This window comes from Mesorhizobium sp. M0587 (genome assembly GCF_040320945.1).
Classification (GTDB): Bacteria; Pseudomonadota; Alphaproteobacteria; order Rhizobiales; family Rhizobiaceae; genus Mesorhizobium.
Map to the genome: position 1 here is coordinate 24,910 of NZ_JAMYQP010000035.1, position 25,598 is coordinate 50,507.

The window sequence follows — 25,598 nt, forward strand, 5'->3', positions numbered from 1 at the left end:
GACAGTCCCTCACAATCCGTCCAGCGGGAACTTGAGATACCGCCTTCCATTGGCCTCCGGCTCCGGCAGCCGGCCGCCATTCATGTTGACCTGCAGCGCATGCAGGATCAGCCTCGGCATCGGCAATGTCTTGTCGCGCGCCTCGCGCAAGGCGACGAAATCGGTCTCGTTGCGCGCGGCAACGAGGTGGATATTGCCGATCCTCTGCGCCGCGATCGTGCTTTGCCACGAAGGCGCGCGGCCGCCCGCCTGATAGTCATGGCCGACGAAGACGCGCGTCTCGTCCGGCAACGCCAAAATATCCTGGATCGAGCGCCAGAGCCGCGCGGCACTGCCGCCGGGAAAATCCGTCCTGGCCGTGCCGCTGTCGGGCATGAACAGAGTGTCGTGCACGAAAGCGGCGTCACCGATTACATAGGTGATCGAGGCCAATGTGTGCCCGGGTGAGAACAGCACCTTGACCGGAAGAGTTCCGATCCGGAACGTCTCGCCTTCTGAAAACAGCCTGTCCCACTGCGACCCGTCGGCGGGAAAATCCGGCCAGTTGTAGATCGCTTTCCAAAGTTTCTGGACCTCGACGACCCTGTCGCCGATTGCCGTCGGCGCCCCGGTCTTTTCCGTCAGGTAATGTGCGGCCGAGAAATGATCGGCATGTGGATGGGTGTCGAGAATCCACTCGAGTTGCAGCCCGTTTTCCCGGATGAAATCGAGCACGGCATCCGCGCTCTTCGTGCCCGTCGCCCCGGATTTCTCATCGAAGTCGAGGATCGGGTCGATGACGGCGCAACGCTTCGTCGCCTGGTCGGCAACGACATATTGGATCGCCCCGGTCGGCTTGTCGTAGAAGCCGCTGACCTGCGGCCTGGCCAAAGCTATGTCCAATTCCGGCTCCCTCAACCCCGGCCAACAGGAATGATTTTTCCCGACGGCGCCCGAGAAGAGCATGGTTGTCTTCCCGGGCAACCCAGTCAAGCGTCACCTGGCTCGCAAGCGCGAGAAAGCCAAAATTGCTCCTGGGCGCCGATCAGGCGGACGGTTGCTTGGTCTTCCTGAGATAGGGCAGGATCGTCTCATAGGCGCCAAAGCGCTTGATCGCGTCCTCGTTGGAAACGGCCGCCGTGATGATGACGTCCTCGCCCTGCTTCCAGTTCGCCGGCGTCGCCACCTGGTGCTTGGCGGTCAGTTGCATGGAATCGACCGCGCGCAGGATCTCGTCGAAGTTGCGGCCCGTGGTCATCGGGTAAGTGAGCACCAGCTTGATCTTCTTGTCCGGGCCGATGACATAGACCGAACGCACGGTGGCGTTGTCGGCCGGAGTGCGGCCCTCCGAGGTCTCGCCGGCACCGCCCGGCAGCATCTCGTAGAGCTTGGCGACCTTGAGATCTTTGTCGCCGATCAGCGGATAGCGCACCGAATGGCCGGTCGCCGTCTTGATGTCGTCCTGCCATTTGCCGTGGCTTTCGACGGGATCGACCGAAATGCCGATGATCTTGACGTTGCGTTTCTTGAACTCGCCTTCGAGCCCGGCCATTGTGCCAAGCTCGGTCGTGCACACCGGCGTGAAGTTCTTCGGGTGGCTGAACAGGATCGCCCAGCCGTCACCGATCCATTCGTGAAACTTGATCGTCCCTTGCGTGGTCTCGGCGGTGAAGTCCGGCGCAATGTCGTTGATACGGAGGCTCATGGCACATTTCCCCTTTGAACAGATCGCGTCGGGCGAGAGCGGCAATCAAGGCTGCGGTTAAAGCATTCGCGCTCCGACATCTCCGCATCTTAGCGCAAAAATCGTGACCGCAAGATAATATGAAACTCTGTCGCCGTCAGAGCGGGTATTTTCATGCTACGGGAGGCCGGACGAGAGCCTCTCGGCTGGCCTGGGAAGGCTGCGCTCAGGTCTTGTTGATCGCCAGCGTCGTCGCCAGGTTTTCCATGCGCTGCGCCAGCGCGCCAAGCGCATCGGTCAGCATGTTGTCGTTCTTGTCGGCCTTGGTCAGCGCGTCGTCGCGCGTCTTGCGCAAGGTCAGCACCTCGCTTTCCATGCCCTTGACGCGCTTCTGCAACTCCGAAAGCTCGTCCATCACCATGATGCCGGCCATGACGGTGAGCCGCTGGTCGCCGATCTCGCCGAACGAATCCTTCAGGTGCGAGACATAGCGGTCGAAGCGTTCGGCAAGGTCGATCAGATGCTCTTCCTGGCCTTCGTCGCAAGCCATGCGATACTGCTTGCCGTCGATTGAAACCGTGACCTGTGCCATTGGCCTACCTGTCCAACACAGCGCGGATGGTTTCCATGGCGGTCACCAGTCGTCGCGACACTTCCTTGTTGGCGTCTTCCAGCCGTTCGGCGCGCGCTTCGGAATTGTCGAGTTCCTGCGCCAGCCGGGAGCGGTCGGCGTTCATGCGCTGCACCTCGGCCTCGGCTTCCGAATAGTCGCGCTCGTGCTCGAGCTTGGCCGCCACGGCGTTTTCCAGCCCTTCCATGGCCTTCCCCAGCCTGGCGATGACTTCCTTGAGCGTGGTTTCCCCGGTCATGGCTTTCGTCCTGCCCTGCCCATCACCGAATCGTTCGCGTTCAGAACGCGTTATCCAGGAAACATTAGGCACCGGGTGAAGGCGACGTCAACAAAGCTCTCGCGACTGTCCCCCGCTAACGCTAATGTAGGCCGCCCGCGGCTTCACAAGACCGGCAAATATGCACCCGATTTGTTGACTAAAAGCCCGCGCCTGCTATGTGTCGCGCACCCTTTTCAAGGGCTCTCCCAAGCCCCCAAACTCCCACCCTGGAGGAACCATGACGTCGCGCGAACAACATGACCGGATGGCAAATGCAATCCGTTTTCTGTCCATGGACGCCGTCGAGAAGGCGAATTCCGGCCATCCCGGCCTGCCCATGGGTTGCGCCGACATCGCCACCGTACTGTTCACGCGCTTCCTGAAATATGATGCCAAGGCCCCGCACTGGGCCGACCGCGACCGCTTTATCCTGTCGGCCGGCCATGGTTCGATGCTGCTCTATTCGCTGCTCCATCTGACCGGCTACGAGGATATGACGATCGACCAGATCAAGCATTTCCGCCAGCTTGGCTCGAAGACGGCGGGCCATCCCGAATATGGCCACGCCACCGGCATCGAAACGACCACCGGCCCGCTCGGCCAGGGCCTTGCCAATTCGGTCGGCTTCGCGCTCGGCGAGCGCATCATGAACGCCGCCTTCGGCAGCGACCTCGTCGACCACTACACCTATGTGCTGGCCGGCGACGGCTGCCTGATGGAAGGCGTCAGCCAGGAAGCCATCGCGCTTGCCGGGCACCTCAAGCTCAACAAGCTGATCGTCTTCTGGGACAACAACAACATCTCGATCGACGGTCCGGTGTCGCTGGCCGACAATACCGATCAGGTTGCCCGCTTCCAGGCCTCCGGCTGGAACGCCAGCCACATCGACGGCACGGATCCCGAAGCCATCGCCTATGCCATCGAGGCCGCCCGCCATTCCGACAAGCCGACGATGATCGCCTGCAAGACGACGATCGGCTTCGGCGCGCCGACCAAGGCCGGCACCAACAAGGCGCACGGTTCGCCGCTCGGCGCCGACGAGATCGCCGGCGCGCGGAAATTCTTCAACTGGGATTCTCCGCCCTTCGAAATTCCGGCCGACATCCTCGACGCCTGGCGTACCGCGGGCAGGGCCGGCGTCAAGGCGCGCACCGACTGGGAGGGGCGCCTGGCCAAGGCCGACGCAACGCTGAGGGCCGAGTTCGAGCGCCGCACCGCAGGCAAGCTGCCGTCCAATTTTGACGCCGTCATTGCCGACTACAAGAAGAAGCTCTCCGCCGACAAGCCGAAGGTCGCCACCCGCAAATCGTCCGAGATGGCGCTGGAAATCATCAATGGCGCCGTGCCGGAAACGATCGGCGGCTCCGCCGACCTGACCGGCTCCAACAACACCAAGACCAGCCAGACCAAGAACATCACCCCGGACGATTACGGCCAGCGCTATGTCCATTACGGCATCCGCGAGCATGGCATGGCCGCCGCGATCAACGGCCTGACGCTGCATGGCGGCCTCATCGCCTATGGCGGCACGTTCATGTGCTTCTCCGACTATGCCCGTCCCTCGATGCGGCTTGCCTCGCTGATGGGCATCCGCTCGATCTTCGTCATGACGCACGATTCCATCGGCCTGGGCGAAGACGGCCCCACCCACCAGCCGGTCGAGCATATGGCGGCGCTACGCGCCATTCCCAACCACAATGTCTTCCGCCCGGCCGACGCGGTGGAAACCGCCGAATGCTGGCAGCTGGCCCTTGAATCCGAAAAGACGCCGTCGACCCTGGCGCTGACCCGCCAAAACCTGCCGACGGTGCGCACCGAATTCTCGGCCAAAAACCTCAGCAGCCAAGGCGCCTACGAACTGGCCGCGGCCAGCGCCGAGGCGGCGGTGACGATCTTCGCCACCGGCTCCGAGGTGGAGATAGCGCTTGGCGCCAGGGACCTTCTGGAAAAGCACGGCCACCCGACCCGCGTCGTCTCCGTGCCTTGCTTCGAACTGTTCGACAAGCAGAGCGATGATTATCGCAGCAAGACGATCGGTAACGCACCGATCAAGATGGCCATCGAGGCAGGCATCCGCCAAGGCTGGGATCACCTGATCGGCAGCGACGGCATCTTCATCGGCATGACCGGCTTCGGCGCCTCAGGCACCATCGAACAGCTCTACCCGCATTTCGGCATCACCGCCGAAGCGGCGGCCGAGGCAGCCGAAGCCCGCCTGCACGGCAAATAAGGAATTGAGGACGCCAGCTCACGAAACCGCACCCGGCGATTTCGTCGGCTGGCCTAACCTAATCGATTTAAATCCATGCCTTGGATGGCTGGATTCTTCGGCCGTCCGCCGCTATGAAGCTGCGGACCAAATTACCTCCAGCTCCCAGGGAGAGAAAAATGACCGTCAGAGTTGCCATTAACGGATTCGGCCGCATCGGCCGCAACATCCTGCGCGCCATCCATGAATCCGGCCGCAAGGATATCGACGTCGTCGCCGTCAACGACCTCGGCCCGGTCGAGACCAACGCGCACCTTCTGCGCTACGACAGCGTGCACGGCCGCTTCCCGCACGAAGTGTCGGTTTCCGGCGACCAAATCACGGTCGGCAAGGAAACGTTCAAGGTCACCGCGATCAAGGATCCGACGCAGCTGCCATGGAAGGAGCTGGGCGTCGACATCGCGCTCGAATGCACCGGCATCTTCACCGCCCGCGACAAGGCCGCCGCGCACCTGACCGCTGGCGCCAAGCGCGTCCTCGTCTCGGCGCCGGCCGAAGGCGCCGACCTCACGGTCGTCTACGGCATCAACCACGACAAGCTGACCAAGGACCACATCGTCATCTCGAACGCGTCCTGCACCACCAACTGCCTGGCGCCGCTGGCAGCCGTGCTGCACGAGACGGTCGGCATCGAAAAAGGCATGATGACGACGATCCATTCCTACACCGGCGACCAGCCGACGCTGGACACCATGCACAAGGACCTTTACCGCGCCCGCGCCGCCGCCCTTTCGCAGATCCCGACCTCGACAGGTGCGGCCAAGGCAATCGGTCTCGTGCTGCCCGACCTCAAGGGCAAGCTCGACGGCATCTCGATCCGCGTGCCGACGCCGAACGTCTCGGTCGTCGACTTCAAGTTCATCGCCAAGCGCCCGACCACGGTGCAGGAAATCAACGACGCGGTGATCGCCGCTTCCAACGGCAAGTTGAAGGGTATCCTCGGCGTTACCCATCACCCGAACGTCTCGATCGACTTCAACCACGATCCGCGGTCCTCGATCATGGCGCTCGACCAGACCAAGGTCATGGACGGCAACTTCGTTTCGGTGCTGTCCTGGTACGATAATGAATGGGGCTTCTCCAACCGCATGGGCGACACCGCTGTCGCCTTCGGCAAGACGATCGCCTGATCGCCCGGACCTCGCTCAAGAACATCAAACGCCCGGCCCTGGCCGGGCGTTTTTCGTTGGGGCGGCCATCCTTTCGTCATCCACGGGCGGAGCAAGGAGCGTAGCGACGCAGCGCAGTACCCGAGGATCCATGCCGCGACCTCAGAATATGGTCACGATGCAGAATTCTGCTCCGCTGCGTTCCACGACCACACACAGGATTCCAGGGTCGCCGCGACAGAGCTTCGCTCCTGCTCCACCCTGGAATGACGACGCTTCGGCCAAAAAACCGCCCTCCCGCCTTGCGCCGGCCATGCCTTCGCCCCACTCTTCCTTGAATCGAGAGAAGAGGAAGGGGACAAATCACGGATGGAGCATGCGATCTATCTCGTCACGCTGGTCGGCACAGCGCTAGTCGTCGCCGCCGCTTTTTCGAGCCTGATCGCCTTCCGCTTCGGTGCCCCTCTCCTGCTGCTGTTTCTCTGCATTGGGCTCGCTACCGGAACCGACGGTCTCGGCATTCACTTCGACAATGCCCGCATCGCTTATTTTGCCGGCTCACTGGCGTTGGCCGTCATCCTGTTCGATTCCGGTTTCGGCACGCCGCTCAACGCCTTGCGGCAGGCGGCAGGCCCGGCGCTGTCGCTGGCGACCTTCGGCGTGCTTGTCACCACCGGTCTGTTCGGCGCCGCCGCCTATTATCTGCTCGACTTGAGCTGGCTGGAATCGTTCCTGCTCGGAGCCGCCGTCGCCTCCACGGACGCCGCCGCGGTGTTCTTCCTGCTGCGTACCGGCGAGATCAACCTGCGCGAGCGCGTACGCTCCACCCTCGAGGTGGAATCCGGCACCAATGATCCGATCGCCATCTTCCTGACCATCACGCTGGTCGAGGTCATCGCCGCGCACGCCAATCCCGAGGCCAATGTCCTGGTCACCAATCTGGTCCTCGGCTTCCTCGTCAACATGGGTCTGGGCGCCGTCGTCGGCGTGCTTGGCGGCCTCGCCATCGTGCGCCTCGTCGACCGGCTCAATCTCGACCATGGGCTGCTGCCGATCTTCGTGCTGACCCTGTCGCTGATGGTCTTCGCCGCTGCCGGAGCCATCGGCGGTTCGGGTTTCCTCGCGGTCTATCTTGCGGGTCTCGTCGCGGGCAATTCCGACATCCGCGCCGTTACCATCCTGAAGCGCTTCCAAGACGGCATGTCGTGGCTGGCGCAAATCATCATGTTCCTCATCCTCGGCCTGTTCGCGACGCCTTCGCAATTTCCGGCGATCATGGTGCCCGCCATTTTGCTTGGGCTGTTCCTGATGTTCGTCGCCAGGCCGATCGCGGTCTGGCTCTGCCTGATCCCGTTCCGTATGCCGCGCCCCGAGGTCGCCTTCATATCCTGGGTCGGCCTGCGCGGCGCGGTCTCGATCCTGCTCGCCATCACGCCGCTGCTCGGCGGGCTGGAGAACGGCCGCGTCATCTTCAACGCCGCCTTCATCATCGTCCTGGTGTCCCTGGTCATCCAGGGCTGGACGGTCGGCCCGCTGGCCCGCCGTCTCGGCCTGATCGTGCCGGCGCGGCTGGGACCGCTGGACAAGGTCGAGCTCGAACTGCCGGGCTCCGCCCATCACGAGCTTCTCGCCTATCGCGTCGCGCCGGGCAGTCCGGTGGCGCGCGGCGAGCGCATTCCGCGCTGGGCACGGCCCTCGCTGGTGCTGCGCGATGGCCGCTCGATGCGCTTCCAGGACATGGGCCGGCTCACCGCCGGTGACCAGGTCTACATCTTCGTACCGGATCGCTACCCGCGCCTGCTCGACAAGCTCTTCGCCAGCCGCGCTGTCGTCGATCCCGAAGACGTCGATTTCTTCGGCGCCTTCGCCGTCGACCCGGCGCGTTCCGCTGCCGAACTCGAGGCCGCTTATGCGCCTGGCCTGACCGAAGCGGAGCAGAAGCTCACCGTCGGTGCCTTGGTCACAACGCGGCTCGGCGGCCATGCCGAATATGCCGACCGCGTGCTGATCGGTCCGATAGAACTGATCGTGCGCGATGTTGACGACAAGGGCAGGATCACCGGGCTCGGCCTTTCCTTCGAGCCGACCGCGCCGGTGGCGCGCGTGCCGGTATTCCTCAGCGCCGGCGAGATCGGCGACCGCATCTCTGCCTTCATCCGCGGCTGGCGCAAGCCAGCCTTGGCCCCGATGGCAGAGGCGCGAGCGGACGAGCACGAAGCGCCGGAGCCGAAGAAGGCAACGACAGAGAGCTGACAAAAGCGGTGTTTGCGCCGCCTCTCATCCGCTGCCGGCCCTAATCCGAGGTAAGTTCGCCGGCCGCCGCTCGCCACGGCCTTTCGCACCGAACTCAAAATTTCGTTCCAGCAGCGGCCTAAGCCTTGCATCGTCGTCGGCTCGGGGTATGGTCCCGGCGATTTTTAGCGAAAGGACCCCGCATGGCCGCCTTCAAGACACTGGACGACATCGGCAACATCAGCGGCAAGCGCGTGCTGGTGCGTGTCGACCTCAACGTTCCCGTTGCTGATGGCAAGGTCACCGACGCCACCCGCATCGAACGCATCGCGCCTACTATCGCGGAACTGTCCGGCAAGGGCGCCAAGGTCATATTGCTCGCGCATTTCGGCAGGCCCAAGGATGGCCCCTCGCCCGAATTCTCGCTGGAGCCGATCGCAAAAGCGACAGCCGAGGTGCTCGGCCGCCCCGTCGGCTTTGCCTCCGATTGTATTGGCGATACGGCCGGCAGCGCCGTGGCCGCCATGGACAAGGGCGACGTGCTGCTGCTTGAAAACACCCGCTTCTACAAGGCCGAGGAGAAGAACGATCCGGCCTTCACGGAAAAACTCGCCGCTAATGGCGATCTCTTCGTCAACGACGCCTTTTCGGCGGCACACCGTGCCCATTCCTCGACCGAGGGGCTGGCGCATCTGTTGCCGGCCTTCGCCGGCCGCACCATGCAGGCCGAATTGGAAGCACTGGAGAAGGGCCTGGGAAATCCTGTTCGCCCCGTGGTCGCCATTGTCGGCGGCGCCAAGGTTTCGACCAAGATCGACCTCTTGATGAACCTGGTCAAGAAAGTCGACGCGCTGGTCATCGGCGGCGGCATGGCCAACACCTTCCTCGCCGCACGCGGCACCGATGTCGGCAAGTCGCTGTGCGAGCACGACCTCGCAAACACCGCCAAGCAGATCATGATCGAAGCGGCCGAGGCCGGTTGCGCCATCATCCTGCCGGTCGACGGCGTCGTCGCCAGGGAATTCAAGGCGGGTGCGGCCAGTGAGACCGTTGCCATCTCGGATGTGCCGGCCGATGGCATGATCCTCGACGTCGGCGCCAAAACGGTGAAAGCCGTTGGCGAATGGATCGACCGTGCCGCGACGCTGGTCTGGAACGGCCCGCTCGGCGCCTTCGAGATCGAGCCCTTCGACCATGCGACGGTGGCGGCGGCAAAGCACGCAGCGACCCGCACCAAGGCGGGCCGGCTGGTCTCGGTCGCCGGTGGCGGCGATACGGTGGCGGCGCTCAACCATGCCGGCGTCGCCGACGACTTCACCTATGTCTCGACCGCCGGCGGCGCCTTTCTCGAGTGGATGGAAGGCAAGCCGCTGCCCGGCGTCGAAGTGCTGAAGCGCTGAGCGTTGGGCGTCGCAGAATGCGGCCAAGCCACCGACCCAATCAACTCAAGGAGAGCGAACCGGGCACTCCGAACTTTCAATCGATTCGAGCTTTCCGATGCCATTCCTTTGGCGGTAGACTTCCGTTAGGTGCGGAACAGGCCCTTTCAGGAGAGCACGATGAGCGAACGTCTCGAAGACATTGCCGCCGCGATGGTGGCCAACGGCAAGGGCCTGCTGGCCGCCGACGAAAGCTCGGGCACGATCAAGAAACGCTTCGACGTCATCGGCGTGGAATCGACCGCCGACAGCCGCCGCGACTATCGCGAGATGATGTTCCGCGCCTCCGACGCGATGACCAAGTATATTTCCGGCGTCATCCTCTATGACGAGACGATCCGCCAGAAGGCCGCCGACGGTACGCCTCTGGTCGATATCATCAAGGCGGCGGGCGCTATCCCCGGCATCAAGGTCGATGCCGGCGCCAAACCTCTGGCCGGCTTTCCCGGCGACACCATCACCGAAGGCCTCGACGGGCTGCGCGAGCGCCTTGCCGATTATTACAAGCTCGGCGCCCGCTTCGCCAAATGGCGCGCGGTGATCGACATCGACACCAGCAAGGGCGTGCCTTCGGCCATTTCGATTGGTTCGAATACTCATGCGCTCGCCCGCTACGCAGCGCTTTGCCAGGAGGCCGGCATCGTGCCGATCGTCGAGCCGGAAGTGCTGATGGATGGCGCCCACGACATCGACACCTGCTATGAAACCTCCAAGGCGACGCTGATAAAACTCTATGACGAACTTCATGCGGCGCGCGTCGTGCTCGAAGGCACGATCCTGAAGCCCAACATGGTGCTGGCCGGCAAGAAGTCGGGCAAGGTGAGCAGCCCGGAAGAAGTCGCGGAAAAGACCATAAAACTGTTCCGCGAGACGGTGCCGGCAGCCGTGCCGGGCATCGCCTTCCTGTCCGGCGGCCAGGAGGATGAGGAGGCGACCGCCAATCTCAACGCCATCAACGCGATCGGGCCGCACCCGTGGAAGCTGACCTTCTCCTACGGCCGTGCGCTGCAGGCCGCGCCGCAGAAGGCGTGGGGCGGCAAGGCGTCGAACGTGGCCGCGGGCCAGGCCGCCTTTGCCCATCGCGCCCATATGAACCATCTGGCGGCACTGGGAAAATGGAAGGCGGGTCTCGAACAGGCGGCCTGACAGCAGATCTTCCATGCTCTTCCTGACCCGGGCCAACGTGCCCGGGTTTTGTTTGTCTCGGCATTGGGGCGGAGTCCCGGCATGCCTATGTCCTGCGTGGAAAATGTCGGCGGCCATGTCGGTTTTTTCTGATCTCGAACGTCCTTGGGACGGCAGACAGGGAGAGGTTCATGCATCGCAACAAGGTCGTTTCACGCGAAGACTGGTTCCAGGCACACAAGGCGCATCTGGCGCGCGAGAAGGAACTGACGCGACTTCGCGAGCGCGTCGCGGCTGAGCGACGTGAACTACCCTGGCTGAAAATCAGGAAGGACTATGTCTTCGAGACCGAGCAAGGACCGAAAACCCTGGCCGGCCTGTTTGCCGGCAACAGCCAGCTGATCATCTACCATTTCATGTTCGGGCCGGGCTGTAGTCATTATTGCGAGGGCTGCTCGTTCCTCGCCGACCATATAGACGGGGCCAATCAGCACCTGAGACACCACGACGTGTCGCTGGTCGTGATCTCACGCGCGCCGCTGGCCGAGCTTCTGCCCTACAAGCACCGCATGGGCTGGAAATTCGACTGGGTGTCGTCCTACGCCTCGGATTTCAACTTCGACATGCAGGTCTCATTCACCGACAGGCAGATCGCTGCCGGCGACACCACCTACAATTTCGAGACCCGTCCCCGCACCTCGAAGGAGCTCCCCGGCACCAGCGTGTTCTACAAGGATGAGAACGGCGACATCTTTCTCACCTTCCTATCGCGCGCCCGCGGCGGCGAGGCGCTGATCGGCACGTATGATTATCTCGACATGACGCCGAAGGGCCGCAACGAAACCGGTCCCTATCACGGCCTGATGGACTGGGTGCGGCTGCATGACGAATACAGCGACAGGTCCGGATCACAGGAGGGCTGTTGCGACCAGGGCAATTCGAGGGAGAGAATGAACGGTTTTCCCGGGAAAAGCGCATCGCGCCTTCCCTTGGGAATTGCACCGAAATAAGGAGACAGCGCGACAGCCAGCCGCCGGATACGATAAAAGGGTGCGCATGCAGCGCTTTCTCGCTTTCTTCACCTGGCTCGCCTTCCCTGTCTATGTCTGGCAGGGATTGGGCGTGCGCCGCCGCACCACGCGCATGCTGCCGGCGCAGGGACCGGTCATGCACGAGCTTGCCGGCATGGCACCGGCGATCTCGCTTCTGGTGCTGGGGGACTCCTCCGCCGCCTCGGTCGGCATCGGCCATTCCGAAAACGGGCTTGCCGCGCAACTGGCCATCCTGATTTCACAGGGCACCGGCCGCGCCGTGCGCTGGCGCGCCGCCGGCTTCAATTCCGCGACGTCGGGCCAGATCCGCGATCATGTCCTGCCCAACCTGTCGGCCGATCCGTGGACCCACATCGTGCTTGCCGTGGGCACCAACGACACCAAGAATTTTCATTCCGTGCCGCGCTTCAAGAAGGAATTCGGCGGCCTGCTCTATGCACTGCGCGCCAAATGGCCGGAGGCACGGGTGGTGTGGTCGCCGGTGTTGGAGTTTACCCGCGCGCCGGCCATGCCGCCGCTGCTCGGCAAGATTCTGGAGATCCGCGCCACCGAGATGAACCGGATGGGCGAACGCCTCTGCCTGGAACGCGGCGCGGTGCCGGCGCCACGCCTGCCAATCACCAATCCCGAGGCCGGCTTTGCCTCGGACGGATTTCATGCCTCGGAGGCCGGCTACCGGGCCTGGGCCGAGCATCTCGTCGGCCCGGTGCTTGCCGGGTGAGCGGCCGGAGAGAAGGCCGCATTGCCCGCTGCAGCTACGCCCAGTGCCCGAGCACGGCGGTTATGGAAATAGCCGCCATGGCCAGCAGCGCGAGCTTCCAGAAGTCGCTGCGCCGTTTCAGGCCCGGCCATCCCAGAGGCTTGATCAGCTGGATGACCATGATGCCAATGATGACAAGGGCGAGGAGTTTCGACATAACGCCTTTGACCAGCAACGCAGCCGGCTGTCAAAGCGCTTCAATTCGTGTCTGGCAAGGCATCGGCGCCGCGATCCCGAACCGGAGCGCGGTGCCCGCCTTGATCGCGGAGCGATTTACTTCAGCGGCTTGAGGCCGGCCTCGATGGAAGCGCGCTTCGGTTCGAGGAACGGCGGCAGGGCCAATCTCTCGCCCAGCGCTTCCAGCGGCTCGTCGGCGGTAAATCCAGGCCCGTCCGTGGCAATCTCGAACAGGACGCCGTTCGGTTCGCGGAAGTAGAGCGAGCGGAAGTAATAGCGCTCGACCTCGCCGCTCGACGGCAGCCGGAATTCTGATAACCGCGCCGTCCATTGATGCAGCGTTTCCTGGTCCGGCGCCCTGAAGGCGATATGGTGGACCGCACCGGCGCCTTGTCGTGCAGGCGCCAGCCCAGGCTGAACGGCGACATGAAGCTCCGCCGCCGGCCCGCCCGTGCCCATTTCAAAGACATGCACCTGCCCTTCACCGTCCGGCGAGGCATAGTCGCGGACCTTGCGCATGTTCATCACCTCGGTCAGCACCGTCCCGGTGTTGGTGATGTCGGGGACACTGATCACGATCGGCCCGAGCCCTCGGATCTGGTGTTCTGCCGGCACCGGGCTCCGCGCCCAAGGATGGCTGCCGCCCTTGCCGCCATCGCTGACCAGCCGCAGGCGCTGGCCTTCAGGGTCTTCGAAATCCAGCGATGGATAGCCCCCAATGTCGGCGATCTCTCCCGTCACGATACTTTCGCCGGCAAGGTGCTGCTTCCACCAGGCAAGGCTTTCCCGGCTGCCGACCCTGAGGCTGGTCCGCGCGATGCTGTTCGTGCCGCGCCGCTCGCGTCCGACCGGCCAGTCGAAGAAGGTGAGATCGGTACCGGACGTCGCTTCGCCGTCGGCATAGAAGAGGTGGTAAGCCGAGGTGTCGTCCTGGTTCACCGTCTTCTTGACCAGCCGCAGGCCGAGCACTCTCGTATAGAAATGCAGGTTCCCGGGCGCATCGGCAGTGATGGCGGTCAGATGATGAATTCCTGTCAGTTGCAGGCTCACGGTCGTCTCCCTTTTTTGGAGAAGAATTTTCTCTTTCCATATCAGAACTGCGGCCATCCCGCGGAAGGTTTCGGATTCCGACAGTCCGTCGCTGAAGGCTGAACGACTGCGCCGTGATCGGCACCTCGACGGTGAACAGTCGTTAGATGCCAAGCTGATGCGGGAACGGTGCAATGTAGGGAGAACCGGCGCTTTTCCCGGAGAAATGCACTGGTCGCGATTGTCGTCGCCCGCCTGTCATCCTCCTGACAGACTGCTGTCAGGAGGGGTATGCGATAGTGTCTCCATTCAAAGAGAGGAGACTAGCCATGAACGGTTTGACCATTCTGCGCGGCATGCAGCACTATGTCGGCAAGATCCGGACGATGCGCAACGAGATCCGTACCCAGCGCTTCATGAACTCGCTTCCGTCGGATATCCGCAAGGATATAGGCTGGCCCGACATGTATACCGACCGTCGCGGCAATTGAGCCAAATTCTCGACGCGGTGTTGGACGCGAACCGGGCGGATGCCCAGATATAGATCCGGCGTGTGGGAGGGAGCAGGCATATGCCAGAACAGAAGAAGATCGGATTTCTGTTTATCGAAGGCTTCGCCGACTGGGAATATGGGCTCCTGGCGGCGTCGGCGGTCGAATGGTTCGGCGCTCGCGCCGTTTCGCTGACGCCCGATGGCAAGCCGGTCGCTGGCATAAGCGGGTTTCGGCTGACGCCCGACCGCTCTACCGGGATCGATGAGAATGCCGATCTGGATGCCGTCGCCGTCATCGGCTCCGACCAGTGGGCAGGCAAGGCGCCGCCTGATGTGGCCGAACTGCTCAACGCGGTGGCATCACGCGGCGGCGTGGTCGGCGGTATCTGCGCCGGGACGCTGGCGCTGGCTCGGGCCGGCCTCTTCGAGAAGGCTAGGCACACCAGCAATGGCCGCGACTGGATCAACGGCCACGAAGCCAACTATGCTGGCGAAAGCAATTATCAGGATGTGCCGCATGCCGTTGCCGACGGCAAAGTCGTTTCGGCGCCGGGCTCGGCGCCAGGCACATTCGCGTTGGCCTTTCTGAAGGCACTCTACCCCGAAAGAAGCGGCGATCTCGCTCAGATGCGGACACTCTTCGCCAGGGAATATGCTGAAGCCTCCTGACAGTATGCTGTCAGGAGGCACGTGCAATGATGCGAAATCAAGATGCTGCGCGTCGGCGGTCGAGAGGACGATCGATGAAAAGTTGGAACGACAGGCTGGATCCATCGGGCATCAACGGCATCAAGATCGCATCACGCGCAGTGGGGGACGTAATCGAGAGCCAGCCAATGCTGCCGACAGCGCGGCAAGTTGATGATTTAATCCGTTTCCTTCCCGAAGGCGTCGAGTTGGATGTGCGTGCGCTGCGCACGGCACTTGCGACAGACCACGGCGCCGAAGTGACATGCCCGGTCACAACAGGCTATCATCTGCGCACCGTTGCCGAGGCTGCCAAAGAGGATCTTGTGCGCGGCACGACGTTGAGCGACGTGGCACCTTTCTGGCGCGTACTCGACGCCGGGACGCCGACAGTGAGGAAATTGTCCTTCGGCGCGGAATTCTTCGCCGCGCAGCGCAAGCGCGAAGGGCTGAAACCGTAATGCATGTCGCCCAGGAGTGGGAACCGGTTTGGGACCACGACATGCATAGGAGCAACACCGAGGGACCACACGATGCGCCGCGCCGACAGGCTCTTTCAGATCGTGCAGCATCTGCGTGGTGGCCGTCTGGTCACCGCCCAGAAGCTCGGCACGTGGCTCGAGGTTTCCGAGCGAACGATCTATCGCGACATTGCCGACCTCCAGTCCACCGGAGTGCCGATCGACGGCGAGGCCGGCGTTGGCTACATGATGAGGGAGGGTTTCGACCTTCCGCCGTTGATGTTCACGCGTGACGAGATCGTGGCGCTGGTCGCCGGCGCCCGCATGGTGCGTGCCTTCGGCGGTGCCGCCATGGCGCGCGCCGCCGACGAGGCGCTGGTCAAGATCGGCGCTGTGCTGCCCGAAGCCGAGAAGGACCGCATCGCCCGCACCGAGATTCACACCCCGATGTGGGTGGTCAGCGACGCCGCCCGCGAGGCGATCGACCTGATTGAACGCGCGGTTGAAAAGCGCCAGGTGCTGACGATCGACTATTCCGACGAGGCCGGGCGCGGCACGGCGCGCGATATCCGGCCGCTGGGCTTGTGGTTCTGGGGCAAGGTATGGACGCTGGTCGCCTGGTGCGAAATGCGCGATGACTTCCGCGCCTTCCGCATCGATCGCATCGCCTCGGTGGTCATTGCCGGCCGCATCTTTAAGCCGGAGCGCGGCAAGCAGCTTGCGGATTTCTACCGTGCGGTGGAACGGAGCGAGGATTATGGCATGGCGCCGGACCGCGCGGCGCGAAGCTGAAACCTCCGGACTACATAGAAAAGCCCGCTCGAAGCGGGCTTTTTTGTTGAGTTCGCGAGAATTCTATTCCTCGTCGTCGTCGTTATCTTTGTCCTTCGACTTCAGAGCCGAGAGCTTGGCGAACACGGCGTTGGCGTCGAGTTCAGCGTCCTCGTCCTTCGGCTTTTCGGGAGCCGGAACCAGCCGTTCGGTCAACGCCGCCGGCAGCAGCGTGTCGCCGACCGGCTGCGCCTGCTCGCGACCGCGCGACGCACGGTTGACTTCCATGTCGAGGTCGATCTGCGAAGCAAGACCGAGCGTCACCGGGTCCATCGGCTGCAGATTGGCCGAGTTCCAGTGCTTGCGCTCGCGGATCTGCTCGATCGTCGACTTGGTGGTGCCGACGAGGCGCGAGATCTGCGCGTCCTTCAGCTCGGGATGGTTGCGCACCAGCCACAGGATGGCATTCGGCCGGTCCTGACGCTTCGACAGCGGCGTATAGCGCGGTCCCTTGCGCTTGGATTCCGGCACCCGCACCTTGGGGTCGGAAAGCTTCAGGCGCTGGTTCGGGTCCTTCTCGGCGCGCGCGATCTCGTCGCGTGTCAGCTGGCCGGTCATGATCGGGTCCATGCCCTTGATGCCTTGCGCCGCCTCGCCGTCGGCGATCGCCTTGACCTCAAGCGGATGCAGCCCGCAGAACTGCGCGATCTGCTCGAACGAAAGCGCGGTGTTGTCGACCAGCCAGACGGCGGTCGCCTTGGGCATCAGCAACGTATTGGCCATTGTAAAAATCCTTCTCGTTCGCCCGCGTTCCCGCGCGGGCGGTGGTTTAGAGCCACCAAAATGGGAAATTCGCGGTCTGTATAACCGCTCTCCGGTCGTTTCGCAACGTTTTTGGAAGCGCCGTTTTTCGAAGCGCCTGGGGCGTCCGGTCAATTGCAGGGCGCTAGCACATTAAGGTGTCGCGCCGGCGATGCGGCCGATCTCGGTCAAGGCGGCCGTCGGCCCGACCATGCCATCCCTGCCGCCAAAACGACAAAACCCGCCGGACTGGGTCCAGCGGGCTCGGAACCGGCGGCGGCAAAGCGCCTGGCTCGGCTCTTGCTTCTACGGCATGGTCCGCTTTTTGAGCGGACCATACCCGACATCAGATCGCCTGGCGGGCGATCCGTTCGATGTCGCCGCGGTTGATGCCGAGATCGCTGAGCTGACGCGCATTGAGGCGGTTCAGTTCGCGCACGGTCTCGTTGTACATGCGCCAGTTACGGAAAGCGCGGATCGGGTTCATGGTGGTCCTCCAAATGAGTTGTTCGTTTCGATGATGCTCAAATAGTCATCATCGATCGGGACTTGAATGGCTGATTTTGCATAGCAATGATGCAAATGCTGCATTGCACCATTAACTTTTGTTCAGCTTCTAGGCAGGCGCCAGCCTTGGCCGGCCCGGTCCGCCTGCCGACCGGCCCAGGCTATCGCCCTATCAGCCGACGTCGAGCACGATCTTGCCGATATGCTCGCCCTCCTCCATTCGCTCATGCGCGCGCCAGGCCTCGCTGAGCGGGAAGATCATGTCCATGACCGGAGCCACCTTGCGCGTCCCGAGCAAGGGCCACACCTGCGCTTCCAGCGCCGTCGCGATCGCCGCCTTGAACTCCACGGTGCGGGGCCTCAACGTCGACCCGGTGTGCGTCAACCGCTTGACCATGATCTTCGAAAAATCGGCGCTGGCAACGGCGCCGGCCTGCAAGGCGATCTGGACAATGCGGCCCTCGACGGCCGCAGCCTCGTAGTTTCGGGCCACATAGTCGCCGCCGACCATGTCGAGGATGACGTTCGCCCCTTTGCCTCCTGTTGCCTCCTTCACCGCGGCGACGAAGTCCTCCTCGCGGTAATTGATCGCCCGGTCGGCGCCGAGCCTCAGGCAGGCATCGCACTTTTCTTTGCTGCCGGCGGTGGTGATGACATAGGCGCCGAAGGCCGCGGCAAGCTGGATAGCCGTGGTGCCGATGCCGGATGAGCCACCATGGACCAGCAGCGTCTCGCCTTTCTTCAGGCCGCCGCGCTCGAACATATTGTGCCAGACCGTGAAATAGTTTTCCGGCACGGCGGCCGCTTCCGTGTGGGTGAAGCCGGCCGGCAGCGGCAGAACGCTGCCGGCATGAACCTTGACATATTCGGCATAACCGCCGCCGGGCGTCAGCGCACAAACCCGGTCGCCGATGCGCCAGCGCGATATGTCGTCGCCAAGGGCCGCCACTTCGCCCGACGCCTCGAGGCCGGGCAGGTCCGAAGCGCCGGGCGGCGGCGGATAGACGCCCTTGCGCTGCTGCACGTCGGGTCGGTTGACGCCGGCGGCGTGGACCTTGATCAGTATCTCGCCGGGGCCGGGCTGCGGCACGTCGCGCATTTCCGGTTTCAGCACCCGGGGACCACCCGGCGCCGAGATCGCGATGGCCGTCATTCTTGCCGGAATTTTCTGTCCACTCGCCATAAGATTTACCGTCTTTTCTCGCCGTTATCGGATCGGCTGTTTGCATCGACGCCCCTGCCCTATGTATGCTGATTGCCAAAGCAGGCAAATGGCCAATCCGGTGTAGCGGAGGAGGAGCGACCCATGGCGATCTTCGACGACGAGCCCAAGAAGAAGGCGCGCCCGCACGAAATCGGGCAGGACTTGTCGCTGCTTTCAGTCGGCGAACTGTCCGAGCGGATCGATCTCCTGCGCGCCGAAATTGCCCGGCTGGAGACCGAGCTCAAGACCAAGGATAACACCAAATCGGCGGCCGAAGCGCTGTTCCGGCGCGGGTAGATAAACGGACGGAACGGTCCGCCGCGGAAAAGCCGGAATGCGGCTGTCTTCAGGCCCTGCATCCTCCCAAAATCCAGCCGGATCAAAAAATGCTCGCAGCCTACCGACCGATCCTTTCTCTGCTTCGCGGCACCGCCTTCCTGCTGGCTGCGTCGGGATTGCACGGACTGCTGTTGCCCCTGCGCGGCCAGGTGGAAGGCTTTTCGACCGCATCGCTCGGCCTGATGGGCACGGCCTGGGCCGGCGGCTTCGTCACCGGCTGCTTCTTCGCGCCGCGCATCGTGCGCCGCGCCGGGCATGTGCGCGCCTTCGGCGCCTTCGCCGCTTCCGGCGCCATCGTGGCTTTGCTCACCGGGCTGGTCATCGATGAATATATCTGGATCCTGCTGCGCGCCTTTACCGGCTTCACCATGGCCGGTGCCTTCATGGTCATCGAAAGCTGGCTGAACGAGAAAGCCACCAACGAAAACCGCGGCACGGTGTTCGGCCTCTATATGATGGTCACCTACGCCTCGATCATGGGGGGGCAGATGATCGTCGCCGGCGGCGATGTAAAATCGGCGTCGCTGTTCATGATCACCGGCATCCTGTTCTGCCTGTCGCTGATCCCAACCGCGGTTTCGACAGCCTCGCATCCCAAGCCGCTGCAAGACGTCAAGCTCGACGTCAGGGGGCTCTACGCCAACTCGCCGGTCTCGGCCATCGCCTGCGTGCTGATCGGCATAGCCAACGGCGCCTGGGGCACGCTAGGCGCCGTTTACGGTGCCCGCATCGGCATCTCCACCGCCGAGATCGCGTTGATGATGAGCCTTGTGGTCGTTGCCGGCGCCGCCATGCAGCTTCCGGCCGGCCGCATGTCCGATAAGACCGACCGGCGTTTCGTGCTGGCAGGGGCGGCCTTCGGCGCGGCGCTGTTCGCGCTCATGATCTTCCTGTTCGAACCGCGCTCCGGCGTCTTCGTCATCGTCTTCACCGCCGCTTACGGCGCGTTCGCCTACACGCTCTATTCGATCGCCGTGGCGCATGCCAACGACCACGCCAGTGCCGAGGACTTCGTCAAGGTTTCCGGCGGTCTGCTCTTGCTTTACGGTTTCGGCACCATGATCGGGCCCTTGCTGGCGGCGGCGCTGATGAGCTGGATGCGCCCGGAAGGCCTGTTCCTGGCGACGGCCTTCGCGCATCTCTGCTTGGCCGGCTACACGCTGCTGCGCATCAGCCGCCGCGCGCCGGTGCCGATCGAGGATCGCGACGCCTTCAAGACCCAACCGGCCGACCGCTCGGTGACGCCGGAAGCGTTGCGGCTTGATCCAAGAAGAAAAGTAGAAACCGACGGTTGAGATTCGAAAAGCTTTGCCTCACAAATAAGACATGATGTTTTCCGACGCCTTCATGGCGATTGCCGACCCCAACCGGCGTTATCTCTTGGAAGAACTTCGACGCGGCCCGAAAACCGTCAACGAACTGGCGTCCGGGCTGCCAGTCTCACGCCCGGCCGTTTCGCAGCATCTCAAGGTCCTGCTCGATGCCGGGCTGGTCCAAGCCAAGGCCGAAGGAACAAGGCGCGTCTACACGGTCAGCAATGCCGGTTTCCTGAAACTCAACATCTGGCTCGATCAGTTCTGGGAAGCCTGACCGTTCTGGCTCGCCCGGCAGCATCGTGATCAACCGTTGTTGTACGGAAAGAGTTTGAAGTAGGGCTGTGCTTCCTCGATCACCCTGCTGAAGGCAGGGCGCTGCACCAGGCGGTCATGATAGCGCTTCATGGCCGGGTATCTGTCGCCGAACGGCTCGACTTTGTTGGCATAGAACAGCGCGGGAGAAGCCGCGCAATCGGCCATGGTGAAGGTATCACCCATCGCCCAAATCTTCGTATGCATGTCCTGCTCGATGATGGCGTAGGAATCCCGCAGCTGGCCGCGGGCCTGTTCGACGCCGAACGGATCGGTCTTGTCCTCGGGGCGCAGCCGGTCGCCGACGATCTTCTGCATCGGCTCCTGCACATAGAAGTCATAAAAACGATCAGCCTGGCGAACGGCCAGCGCCAGGTCGATCTCGGCAGGAATGAGTTCAACCGGCCCCGGATAGTGCGCCGCCAGATATTCCACGACGATGGTCGATTCCAGCACCGTGCGGCCGCGTGCATCGTCGCGCAGAGCCGGCATCTTGCCGGTCGGCGATATCTTCAGGAAAGCCGCGCGCGATTGCTCATCGCCAAGATCAACGACGACCGGGGTGAACGGTATGTCGTTTTCATACAGCGCGATCAGCGGCTTCCAGCAGAAGGAGGCCAGCGGATGGAAATGAAATGTCAGGGCCATGTTTTGCTCGTTTGCTTTGTGGTTGGTCGTAGCCGTGCCGTCAGGTAGGCCCTGCTCGTCAAGATGGGGTGCTACCTTGATTGGCCTCGATGTGGGCGACCATTGCGGCTGACATCATTGGCCAGTCTTCGGGATGCAGTTCATGCCCGCCGCCTTCGATGCGAAGGATTTTCGGGGCCGGCGACCGCCGCGGCCATCGCCTCGCCATGCTCGACCGGAAAGATCGGATCCGTCGTGCCGTGGATAACCAGCAGCGGCGCCGTCATTTCGTGCAGACGGCCCTTCCACTCATCGCCGCCCCTGAGCATGAAATGATTGGTCGCGCTCAGAAAGCCGACCGACCGGTCATAATCCTGTTCGGCGAAGGCTCTCATCCGGGCTTCGTCGAATGGGTGCACGGTGCTGGCGATCGCCCGCGCATCCCTGACGATGAAATCGATTACCTGCCGGCGGTCCGACCAATCGACTTTCGCCCCCTCGGCCGAATGCTCGACGTAGCCATCATTCATCTGCGGCAAATGCGAGGTGTCCAATCCCACGGGCGAGCTGCTGATCACGGTCAGCGACGCGACGCGGGAGGGATGTTTGAGGGCCACGAGCTGCGCGATCATGCCGCCCATCGACATGCCGGCGATGTGGGCCTTGGCGATGCCATGGTTGTCCAGAACGTCGATCGCATCGTCCGCCATGTCATCGAATGTGTAAGGGGGCTCTCCCGGCGGATATTTGGTCGAGCATCCGGTATCGCGATTGTCGTAGCGGATCACGAACAGGCCGGCAGCCGCCAGTTTCCGGCAAAATTCCTCCGGCCACCAAAGCATCGACGCCATCGCTCCCATGATCAGCAACAGGGCGGGATCTGCCGGATCGCCAAAGGTTTGAGATATGATCTCAGGACGTTCGATCACGGTCATCGCTTGGCCTCCTTATCTGCTTGCATTTTGCAATCAGTTGCACCATATTGAAACTGATACGATAATGCAACCGGTTTATGGAGAGAATCGAATGACCCTTGATCGCCGGTCCGGCTGTCCGATCAACCTGTCGCTGGAAGTGTTCGGCGACCGCTGGAGCCTGATCATCCTTCGCGACATGATTTTCGGCGGCAAGCGCCATTTTCGCGAGTTGCTCAACGGCTCGATGGAAGGCATCGCCTCGAACATCCTCGCCGACCGGCTGAAACGGCTGATGGAACTCGGCATGCTGACCAAGGCCGACGACCCCTCGCACAAGCAGAAGGCGATCTACAGCCTGACCGAGATGGCCATCACGCTGGTGCCGATCCTGGCCCATCTCGGTGCCTGGGGCCGTGTCTGGCTCCCGGTCAGCGAAGAGCTCTCGATCCGCGCCGAACTCCTGGAAAAGGGCGGGCCGCCGCTGTGGGAGAAATTCATGAACGAGTTGCGCCACGAGCACCTCGGTACGCCGGCGGACCCGGCCGCCGGACCTACCGTTCGGGCGACCCTTCAGGAAGCCTACGAAGCCGTGGTCGCCAGCAAGGCTCTCGCCGCCAGTCCGGCTGCGTGACCAACTTATTTTCCCGTTAACAGGCCGGCTCTGCTAGAAGTGAAGGAAATTACAATTCACGGGATTGGATACGCTCTTGGTCGAGAACTCTAAGGACACTGCCCGCGCCCGCGCGGATCAGCGCTTCAAGAAGCAGGAAGAGGCAGCGACCGTCCGCCAGAAAGCGATGGCTGAGTATGTCGCCGAGAGCGATGCCCGCCAGGCCAAGACCAACAAGCTGCGCGCGCTCCGGCTTGCCAAGGAAGCCGAGGATCTGGCCAACGCGCCGGCAACACCTGTCAAGAAGCCGGCCCGAGCCAAGAAGAAGTGACGCGTTCTTCCGCAGCTTCGACACCGCCCTGCCCCCGTTGAACGTGAGCGCATGTCGGCGCGGCGCCGCATGTCAAACAGGAGACCGCCATGACCGCACTGCTGCTCGAAAAGGCCATTGAGATCATCGATGCCGCTTTCGCCAGGGCCGCTGTCCTCAAGCTCAAACCACTGGGTGTCTCGGTGCTTGATGCCGGCGGGCACCTTGTCGCTTTCCAGCGCCAGGACGGCGCCTCGTTCCTGCGCCCGCAAATGTCGACGGGCAAGGCTTATGGCGCGCTGGCGATCGGCATGGGATCGCGTCGGATCGAGGCATTCGCCAAGGAGCGCCCGCATCTGGTCGCCGGCATCTCCGATGTGTCGGGCGGACGCGTGCTGCCGGTCGTCGGCGGTGTGCTGATCCGCGACAAGGCAGGTACCGTTATCGGCGCCGTCGGCATCTCCGGCGACACCTCCGACAATGACGAGGCCGCCGCCATCGCAGGTATCGAGGCAGCCGGCTTCACCGCCGACCCGGGTTGAACGCCGGAGCTTAGCGACTGGCCGAAGCCGATGGCGTTTTGCTCATCGCCAACGTATGCGGCTCGTCACAAGCGACCGGTCAAACTTCCGCACCGAAAACTTAGTTGAGATTGATGTCCCGGCTGGCCGACCGCATCGACACCGCGAAGCCAGCCAGTACGTCGAACAGTGCGATGATCATCAGCGTGAAGAAGATGGAATGCGCCGCGCCCTTCACCAGCAGGAACTCGACCAGGAACGCCACGAAAACCAGCGTCGACAGAAGATGATCCATGATCGAGGCGCTGGTCGTGCGCGCCGACTTCACCATTTCGAGGAACAGCAAGATCAGCCCGATCAGCACTATCAGGTCGCCGAGCGTCATCGAGAACACCCCGCCCGACATCATGCTGAATGAGAAGATTTCGCTAGCCCACGGATCGTCGCCGCTGCCAAAAATCCCGAGCAGGCCGAGGTTGTAGAGCACGAAAGGTACGATCAATAGCGGGACGGCACCGAACATCTGGCGTCTCCATATGGGGGCACCTTCTGTAGAATGCGCCACAGGCACGCCGTCAAGATTTTTCGTGGAAAGCGGCGAACACGCTCGAAGACCGGGTGCAACAACGATGTCAGCCGGTTGCCCGCCCGCATGATCGTCTGACCAGCATTTGAAGCGGGCGCGCAGGGAACCTTCATTGCCGGATTCATGCCGCCGGATTCGGGCCGCCGGATTCAGGGGTGAAAGCCGGGAGACTCCGGCCTTGACCGGCCGACCTTCGGACCGGGACCGCCAGACGCAGAAAGACCGGCCACGGGCCGGTCTTTCGCTAATTCAGACCTTCGAGAAAGCTGGTCTCAGCTTTCCTTGGGCGTCAGCACCTGGCGACCGCGATACATGCCGGTCTTCAGGTCGATATGGTGCGGGCGGCGCATTTCGCCGGAATTCTTGTCCTCGACATAGGTCGGGGCCTTCAGGGCGTCGGCCGAGCGGCGCATGCCGCGCTTGGACGGAGAGGTTTTTCGTTTCGGAACGGCCATGGATATGCTCCACTACATGGTCAAAAAGCCCCGCCCGCCCTCGTGAAAGGGCCGTGTCAGGGGCCGGAATCTGAGAAAGTCGGGTGCCTATACACGCCTGATGCCGTTTTGGCCAGCGCTGCCCGCGAATTTTTTTGAAACAACTAGTGGAGACAACCGACATAAGCACCGGAACGGCCGGCACGGCGCTCGATCAGATTGGCAAGCCGTCTGAGGCCTGGTCCGGGCTTGGCCGGATTGCGGGCGATGGGGTTTGGCAGGCTGACGGCGAGCAGCGCGGCCTGCCGGCGCGACAGTTGTTTCGCCGAAACGCCGAAATGATGCTGTGCCGCCGCCTCGATGCCATAGATGCCCGGCCCCCACTCGGCGACGTTAAGATAGATCTCCATGATGCGCCGCTTCGACATCACCGCGTCGAAATAGATAGCCAGCGGCAGTTCGACCACCTTGCGTACCGAGCCCAGCGGCCGCGACCAGAGGAAAAGGTTCTTCACCGTCTGCATGGTGATGGTCGAGGCGCCGCGAGTCGCCTCGCCGGCCAGCGCATCGTCGACGACACCCCGCAATTCGCCGAGATCGACGCCCCGGTGGAAGCAGAACTGCCCGTCCTCCGACATGATGACCGAATTGGCCAGTACCGGGGCGACGTCCTCGATCGGGACCCAGCGCCGGTCGTAGCCGGAGAAAGTCGCCAGGTCCTTCAGCATCAGAGTCGAGACCGGATGCACGAAGAATGGCAGATACAGGAAGGTCAGCACCACCGGCACCAGCGCCAGCGCGGCGGCGACGACGATGCCGCACCGGACCCGGCGCTCGATACCGCGGCGGTTCACACGCCTCGATCTCGTCGCCATGTCCAGCTTTTCGGTTTCATGATCGACGATCGGTTCCGCCAAGCCGCCCAACCCGTGCCTCTCCTTGCTCCGGCATAATGGC

30 protein-coding genes and 1 pseudogene are annotated in these 25,598 nt (G+C 63.0%); 17 read left to right on the forward strand and 14 right to left on the reverse strand.

Annotation, left to right across the window (positions count from 1 at the left end; genetic code table 11):
- Positions 1-9 precede the first annotated feature (9 nt).
- From NKI49_RS25655 to NKI49_RS25670, 4 genes are all read right to left on the reverse strand, one after another.
- Positions 10-882 (reverse strand): MBL fold metallo-hydrolase, encoded by an 873-nt coding sequence (locus NKI49_RS25655; RefSeq protein WP_352600206.1) that lies wholly within the window; start codon positions 880-882, stop codon positions 10-12.
- 142 nt (positions 883-1,024) lie between these two features.
- On the reverse strand, positions 1,025-1,684 hold the full coding sequence (locus NKI49_RS25660) for a peroxiredoxin (RefSeq protein ID WP_027023480.1): 660 nt from the start codon (positions 1,682-1,684) through the stop codon (positions 1,025-1,027).
- 205 nt (positions 1,685-1,889) lie between these two features.
- Positions 1,890-2,255, reverse strand: coding sequence for a cell division protein ZapA (locus NKI49_RS25665; RefSeq protein WP_352600208.1), 366 nt, complete (start codon positions 2,253-2,255; stop codon positions 1,890-1,892).
- Between the two features lie 4 nt (positions 2,256-2,259).
- The gene (locus tag NKI49_RS25670; RefSeq protein WP_023763725.1) at positions 2,260-2,532 is read right to left on the reverse strand and encodes a DUF4164 domain-containing protein; all 273 of its coding nucleotides are present in this window, start codon (positions 2,530-2,532) and stop codon (positions 2,260-2,262) included.
- A gap of 259 nt (positions 2,533-2,791) precedes the next feature.
- Between NKI49_RS25670 and tkt the strand changes: the two genes are divergently transcribed.
- The 7 genes from tkt to NKI49_RS25705 all read left to right on the forward strand — a co-directional run bounded on the left by tkt (position 2,792) and on the right by NKI49_RS25705 (position 12,500).
- Entirely contained in the window at positions 2,792-4,783 is a 1,992-nt protein-coding gene (tkt, locus tag NKI49_RS25675) for a transketolase (protein WP_352600210.1), read from the forward strand.
- Between the two features lie 158 nt (positions 4,784-4,941).
- Positions 4,942-5,952, forward strand: coding sequence for a type I glyceraldehyde-3-phosphate dehydrogenase (gap, locus tag NKI49_RS25680; protein WP_352600212.1), 1,011 nt, complete (start codon positions 4,942-4,944; stop codon positions 5,950-5,952).
- A 348-nt stretch (positions 5,953-6,300) separates the two neighbouring features.
- Entirely contained in the window at positions 6,301-8,184 is a 1,884-nt protein-coding gene (locus NKI49_RS25685) for a potassium/proton antiporter (RefSeq protein WP_352600214.1), read from the forward strand.
- Positions 8,185-8,366: 182 nt separating this feature from the next.
- Positions 8,367-9,563, forward strand: a complete 1,197-nt coding sequence (locus tag NKI49_RS25690; protein WP_352600216.1) for a phosphoglycerate kinase — start codon at positions 8,367-8,369, stop codon at positions 9,561-9,563.
- A gap of 159 nt (positions 9,564-9,722) precedes the next feature.
- Positions 9,723-10,748 (forward strand): class I fructose-bisphosphate aldolase, encoded by a 1,026-nt coding sequence (locus NKI49_RS25695; protein ID WP_352600218.1) that lies wholly within the window; start codon positions 9,723-9,725, stop codon positions 10,746-10,748.
- 170 nt (positions 10,749-10,918) lie between these two features.
- Positions 10,919-11,737, forward strand: coding sequence for a DUF899 domain-containing protein (locus tag NKI49_RS25700; protein WP_352600220.1), 819 nt, complete (start codon positions 10,919-10,921; stop codon positions 11,735-11,737).
- Positions 11,738-11,783: 46 nt separating this feature from the next.
- A complete protein-coding gene (locus NKI49_RS25705) occupies positions 11,784-12,500 on the forward strand; it encodes an SGNH/GDSL hydrolase family protein (protein WP_352600222.1) in 717 nt (238 codons plus the stop codon).
- Between the two features lie 34 nt (positions 12,501-12,534).
- Here NKI49_RS25705 and NKI49_RS25710 read toward each other — a convergent pair whose 3' ends face one another.
- Positions 12,535-12,714 (reverse strand): hypothetical protein, encoded by a 180-nt coding sequence (locus tag NKI49_RS25710; protein ID WP_032919006.1) that lies wholly within the window; start codon positions 12,712-12,714, stop codon positions 12,535-12,537.
- 98 nt (positions 12,715-12,812) lie between these two features.
- Positions 12,813-13,766 carry a ring-cleaving dioxygenase gene (locus NKI49_RS25715; RefSeq protein ID WP_352600224.1) on the reverse strand — a complete coding sequence of 318 codons (954 nt, stop codon included), beginning with the start codon at positions 13,764-13,766 and terminating at the stop codon, positions 12,813-12,815.
- A 308-nt stretch (positions 13,767-14,074) separates the two neighbouring features.
- Here NKI49_RS25715 and NKI49_RS25720 point away from each other — a divergent pair, with 308 nt between their 5' ends.
- From NKI49_RS25720 to NKI49_RS25735, 4 genes are all read left to right on the forward strand, one after another.
- Complete coding sequence (locus NKI49_RS25720) at positions 14,075-14,236, forward strand: hypothetical protein (RefSeq protein WP_081689354.1); 162 nt, start codon at positions 14,075-14,077, stop codon at positions 14,234-14,236.
- 80 nt (positions 14,237-14,316) lie between these two features.
- Positions 14,317-14,907, forward strand: a complete 591-nt coding sequence (locus tag NKI49_RS25725) for a DJ-1/PfpI family protein (protein ID WP_352600226.1) — start codon at positions 14,317-14,319, stop codon at positions 14,905-14,907.
- 167 nt (positions 14,908-15,074) lie between these two features.
- Entirely contained in the window at positions 15,075-15,386 is a 312-nt protein-coding gene (locus NKI49_RS25730) for a hypothetical protein (RefSeq protein ID WP_352695809.1), read from the forward strand.
- 72 nt (positions 15,387-15,458) lie between these two features.
- On the forward strand, positions 15,459-16,178 hold the full coding sequence (locus tag NKI49_RS25735; RefSeq protein WP_352600228.1) for a helix-turn-helix transcriptional regulator: 720 nt from the start codon (positions 15,459-15,461) through the stop codon (positions 16,176-16,178).
- Positions 16,179-16,241: 63 nt separating this feature from the next.
- On the opposite strand, the gene NKI49_RS25740 is transcribed toward NKI49_RS25735, so the two are convergent.
- The 3 genes from NKI49_RS25740 to NKI49_RS25750 form a co-directional block, all read right to left on the reverse strand.
- On the reverse strand, positions 16,242-16,940 hold the full coding sequence (locus tag NKI49_RS25740) for a DUF1013 domain-containing protein (protein WP_352600230.1): 699 nt from the start codon (positions 16,938-16,940) through the stop codon (positions 16,242-16,244).
- Between the two features lie 364 nt (positions 16,941-17,304).
- Positions 17,305-17,445: a DUF1127 domain-containing protein gene (locus NKI49_RS25745; RefSeq protein WP_013892619.1), complete on the reverse strand. Its 141-nt coding sequence runs from the start codon at positions 17,443-17,445 to the stop codon at positions 17,305-17,307.
- A gap of 192 nt (positions 17,446-17,637) precedes the next feature.
- Positions 17,638-18,648, reverse strand: coding sequence for an NAD(P)H-quinone oxidoreductase (locus NKI49_RS25750; protein WP_352600232.1), 1,011 nt, complete (start codon positions 18,646-18,648; stop codon positions 17,638-17,640).
- Positions 18,649-18,771: 123 nt separating this feature from the next.
- On the opposite strand from NKI49_RS25750, the gene NKI49_RS25755 reads away from it, so the two are divergent.
- The 3 genes from NKI49_RS25755 (at position 18,772) to NKI49_RS25765 (ending at position 20,598) form a co-directional block, all read left to right on the forward strand.
- Positions 18,772-18,966, forward strand: coding sequence for a DUF1192 domain-containing protein (locus tag NKI49_RS25755; protein WP_352600234.1), 195 nt, complete (start codon positions 18,772-18,774; stop codon positions 18,964-18,966).
- Between the two features lie 89 nt (positions 18,967-19,055).
- Complete coding sequence (locus tag NKI49_RS25760) at positions 19,056-20,303, forward strand: MFS transporter (RefSeq protein ID WP_352600236.1); 1,248 nt, start codon at positions 19,056-19,058, stop codon at positions 20,301-20,303.
- 31 nt (positions 20,304-20,334) lie between these two features.
- A complete protein-coding gene (locus tag NKI49_RS25765) occupies positions 20,335-20,598 on the forward strand; it encodes an ArsR/SmtB family transcription factor (protein WP_352600238.1) in 264 nt (87 codons plus the stop codon).
- Between the two features lie 29 nt (positions 20,599-20,627).
- Here NKI49_RS25765 and NKI49_RS25770 read toward each other — a convergent pair whose 3' ends face one another.
- Both NKI49_RS25770 and NKI49_RS25775 read right to left on the reverse strand, forming a co-directional pair.
- Complete coding sequence (locus tag NKI49_RS25770) at positions 20,628-21,284, reverse strand: glutathione S-transferase family protein (RefSeq protein ID WP_352600240.1); 657 nt, start codon at positions 21,282-21,284, stop codon at positions 20,628-20,630.
- A 58-nt stretch (positions 21,285-21,342) separates the two neighbouring features.
- Positions 21,343-22,198, reverse strand: a pseudogene (locus NKI49_RS25775) (alpha/beta fold hydrolase).
- A 91-nt stretch (positions 22,199-22,289) separates the two neighbouring features.
- Here NKI49_RS25775 and NKI49_RS25780 point away from each other — a divergent pair.
- From NKI49_RS25780 to NKI49_RS25790, 3 genes are all read left to right on the forward strand, one after another.
- Entirely contained in the window at positions 22,290-22,811 is a 522-nt protein-coding gene (locus NKI49_RS25780; RefSeq protein WP_352600242.1) for a winged helix-turn-helix transcriptional regulator, read from the forward strand.
- Between the two features lie 76 nt (positions 22,812-22,887).
- Positions 22,888-23,121 carry a hypothetical protein gene (locus NKI49_RS25785; RefSeq protein WP_352600244.1) on the forward strand — a complete coding sequence of 78 codons (234 nt, stop codon included), beginning with the start codon at positions 22,888-22,890 and terminating at the stop codon, positions 23,119-23,121.
- An 89-nt stretch (positions 23,122-23,210) separates the two neighbouring features.
- Positions 23,211-23,642, forward strand: coding sequence for a GlcG/HbpS family heme-binding protein (locus tag NKI49_RS25790; protein ID WP_352600246.1), 432 nt, complete (start codon positions 23,211-23,213; stop codon positions 23,640-23,642).
- A 100-nt stretch (positions 23,643-23,742) separates the two neighbouring features.
- Here the strand turns inward: NKI49_RS25790 and NKI49_RS25795 are convergent, their stop codons facing one another.
- The 3 genes from NKI49_RS25795 to NKI49_RS25805 all read right to left on the reverse strand — a co-directional run bounded on the left by NKI49_RS25795 (position 23,743) and on the right by NKI49_RS25805 (position 25,567).
- The gene (locus NKI49_RS25795; RefSeq protein WP_352600248.1) at positions 23,743-24,144 is read right to left on the reverse strand and encodes a hypothetical protein; all 402 of its coding nucleotides are present in this window, start codon (positions 24,142-24,144) and stop codon (positions 23,743-23,745) included.
- Between the two features lie 335 nt (positions 24,145-24,479).
- Entirely contained in the window at positions 24,480-24,662 is a 183-nt protein-coding gene (rpmF, locus tag NKI49_RS25800; RefSeq protein ID WP_008834724.1) for a 50S ribosomal protein L32, read from the reverse strand.
- A 143-nt stretch (positions 24,663-24,805) separates the two neighbouring features.
- Positions 24,806-25,567 (reverse strand): biosynthetic peptidoglycan transglycosylase, encoded by a 762-nt coding sequence (locus NKI49_RS25805; RefSeq protein WP_352600250.1) that lies wholly within the window; start codon positions 25,565-25,567, stop codon positions 24,806-24,808.
- Between the last annotated feature and the right edge of the window lie 31 nt (positions 25,568-25,598).